Origin of the sequence: Rhizobacter sp. (genome assembly GCF_031412075.1) — a bacterium.
GTDB lineage: Bacteria > Pseudomonadota > Gammaproteobacteria > Burkholderiales > Burkholderiaceae_C > Rhizobacter.
Genome location: NZ_JANOCG010000454.1, coordinates 1 through 2,577, shown reverse-complemented (window position 1 = coordinate 2,577; position 2,577 = coordinate 1). Strand labels below are relative to the sequence as shown.

The window sequence follows — 2,577 nt, the reverse complement described above, 5'->3', positions numbered from 1 at the left end:
CGGCGCAGATCGCCCTCGATGGTCATGCGACCAATTTCTTCACGGAGCTTTTCCAGGTCCGCGTCGGTCAGGTCCTTGATCTTGCGATCGAACGGTACGCCGCTGGCGGTGCAGAGTTTCTGCGCCGTGGAGCGGCCGATGCCGTAAATCGAAGTCAGGCCGATCTCGGCGTGCTTGTGCGGCGGAATGTTGATACCAGCAATACGTGCCATGTTCTTCCTCTATTCGCTTAACTCGTCAACGCGTCGTCGAAGGCTGTTCAGCCTTGGCGCTGCTTGTGACGCGGATCGGTACAGATCACGCGCACCACACCCTTGCGACGGATGACCTTGCAATTCCGGCACATCTTCTTTACCGATGCAGCAACTTTCATGCTTCTCTCCTAGCCTAAGTTTTCCTAGGCCTTTGCAGACCGCTTCAATTCAAACCCGTCAAACTCACTTGGCGCGGAACACGATGCGTGCCCGCGTCAGGTCATAAGGCGTCAACTCGACCGTCACCTTGTCACCAGGCAGGATGCGGATGTAGTGCATGCGCATCTTCCCGGAGATATGGCCGAGCACGATGTGCCCGTTCTCCAACTTCACTCGAAACGTGGCGTTGGGCAGATTCTCAAGAATCTCGCCCTGCATCTGAATGACGTCGTCTTTCGCCATGCCTGCCGTTTCGTTGTCTTCTATTCGTTCTTGTCTGGCCTCAACTGGCCTTGAAACTTGCCTTCTTCAGCAGCGACTCGTACTGCTGGCTCATCACATATGACTGCACTTGAGCCCAGAAATCCATGGTCACCACAACGATGATCAGGAGCGAAGTGCCACCGAAGTAAAACGGCACGTTGTACTTCAGCACCAAAAATTCAGGCAACAAGCACACCGCTGTGATGTACACGGCACCAGCAAGCGTCAGACGCCCGAGGATGCGATCGATGTGCTTGGCGGTCTGGTCACCCGGGCGAATGCCTGGGATGAACGCGCCGCTCTTCTTCAGGTTGTCTGCGGTCTCACGGCTGTTGAACACCAGGGCCGTGTAGAAGAAGCAGAAAAACACGATGGCTGCGGCAAACAACATCACGTAGATCGGCTGCCCAGGCGACAGCATGGCCGCCAGATCCTTCAGCCAACGCAGACTGTCGCCCGTGGCGAACCAACCCACGACGGTCGCCGGCAGCAGGATGATCGATGACGCAAAGATCGGTGGAATCACGCCCGACATGTTGAGCTTCAAAGGCAGGTGCGACGACTGGCCGCCATAAACCTTGTTGCCCACTTGCCGCTTGGCGTAATTGACAAGGATCTTCCGCTGGCCGCGCTCAACGAACACCACCACAAAGGTCACGCCACCGATCAGCACCACGATGAAGAGGGCCACCAGAACGCTCATGGCACCCGTGCGCACCAGCTCCAGCAGGCCACCAATTGCACTCGGCAGACCCGCCGCGATACCGGCGAAGATCAGGATCGAGATGCCGTTGCCCAAACCACGCTCGGTGATTTGCTCACCCAACCACATCAGGAACATGGTGCCCGCCACCAGGCTCACCACTGCCGTCATGCGGAAGCCAAAGCCCGGAGAGATCACGAGGCCAGGCGAACCTTCGAGAGCGAGCGCGATACCCAGCGCCTGGAACAGAGCCAAGCCCAAGGTGCCGTAACGTGTGTACTGCGTGATCTTGCGACGACCGGACTCGCCTTCTTTCTTGAGCGCCTCCAGCGAGGGCACGACGTAGGTCATCAACTGCATGATGATCGACGCAGAGATGTACGGCATGATGCCCAGCGCGAACACCGTGAAGCGCGAAAGCGCGCCACCGGAGAACACGTTCAACAGGCTGAGAATGCCGCCTTCCTGGCCTTTGAACATCTCTTGCAGCTGCGCCGGGTCGATGCCGGGCACAGGGATGTGCGCACCGACGCGATACACCACGAGGGCGAGCAACAAGAAGACAAGCCGGCGACGGAGGTCACCGAACTTGCCACTCTTGGCCAGCTGATTCGCGTTGGTTGCCACTGAAGCGTGTTCCGTTGTCTAGAAGTTAAGCCGCGACCGAGCCGCCAGCGGCTTCGATGGCTGCCTTGGCACCTGCGGTGGCGCCCACACCCTTGAGCACGACCTTCTTGGTCAGCTCGCCAGTCTTGATGACCTTCACCACCTTGGCGAGCTGACCCACCAGGCCGGCTTGCTTCAGTGTCAGCATGTCGACCTCGTCGGCACCCAGAACTTCCAGGTCACCCAAGGTGATTTCTGCGTTGTACTTCAACGTGGTCGACTTGAAACCACGCTTGGGCAGTCGACGTTGCAGCGGCATCTGGCCGCCTTCGAAACCAACCTTGTGGTAACCACCCGAACGCGACTTCTGGCCCTTGTGGCCACGGCCTGCGGTCTTGCCCAGGCCGGAGCCGATGCCACGGCCCACGCGACGGCGATCGCGCTTGGAGCCGTCGGCCGGTTTGATGCTGTTGAGTTCCATGTTCGTTCCTTAGCGCTCAGAGCACTTTGACCAGGTACTGGACCTTGGTGATCATGCCGCGCACGGCGGGCGTGTCTTCGAGCGTCGATTCGCTGTTGAGCTTGCGCAGG

General features: G+C 59.0%; 6 protein-coding genes. All 6 read right to left on the bottom strand.

Going from position 1 to position 2,577, the window contains the following annotated elements:
- Window positions 1–212: 30S ribosomal protein S13 (gene rpsM / locus RMO40_RS17265; RefSeq protein WP_309724096.1), on the bottom strand; the 212-nt coding region annotated here is incomplete at its 3' end.
- Between the two features lie 47 nt (window positions 213–259).
- Window positions 260–373 carry a 50S ribosomal protein L36 gene (gene rpmJ / locus RMO40_RS17260; protein WP_011830995.1) on the bottom strand — a complete coding sequence of 38 codons (114 nt, stop codon included), beginning with the start codon at window positions 371–373 and terminating at the stop codon, window positions 260–262.
- A gap of 64 nt (window positions 374–437) precedes the next feature.
- The gene (gene infA, locus RMO40_RS17255) at window positions 438–656 is read right to left on the bottom strand and encodes a translation initiation factor IF-1 (RefSeq protein ID WP_047489367.1); all 219 of its coding nucleotides are present in this window, start codon (window positions 654–656) and stop codon (window positions 438–440) included.
- A 40-nt stretch (window positions 657–696) separates the two neighbouring features.
- Window positions 697–2,007, bottom strand: a complete 1,311-nt coding sequence (gene secY / locus RMO40_RS17250; protein ID WP_309724090.1) for a preprotein translocase subunit SecY — start codon at window positions 2,005–2,007, stop codon at window positions 697–699.
- Between the two features lie 25 nt (window positions 2,008–2,032).
- Window positions 2,033–2,467, bottom strand: a complete 435-nt coding sequence (rplO, locus tag RMO40_RS17245; RefSeq protein ID WP_309724088.1) for a 50S ribosomal protein L15 — start codon at window positions 2,465–2,467, stop codon at window positions 2,033–2,035.
- A 16-nt stretch (window positions 2,468–2,483) separates the two neighbouring features.
- The coding region (locus RMO40_RS17240; protein WP_309724098.1) for an uL30 family ribosomal protein at window positions 2,484–2,577 on the bottom strand (94 nt) is incomplete at its 5' end.

Bases quoted from the DNA above. Each gene is read 5' to 3' on its own strand.
- rpmJ (WP_011830995.1), bottom strand. From the start codon at position 373: ATGAAAGTTGCTGCATCGGTAAAGAAGATGTGCCGGAATTGCAAGGTC.
- infA (WP_047489367.1), bottom strand. From the start codon at position 656: ATGGCGAAAGACGACGTCATTCAGATGCAGGGCGAGATTCTTGAGAAT.
- rplO (WP_309724088.1), bottom strand. From the start codon at position 2,467: ATGGAACTCAACAGCATCAAACCGGCCGACGGCTCCAAGCGCGATCGC.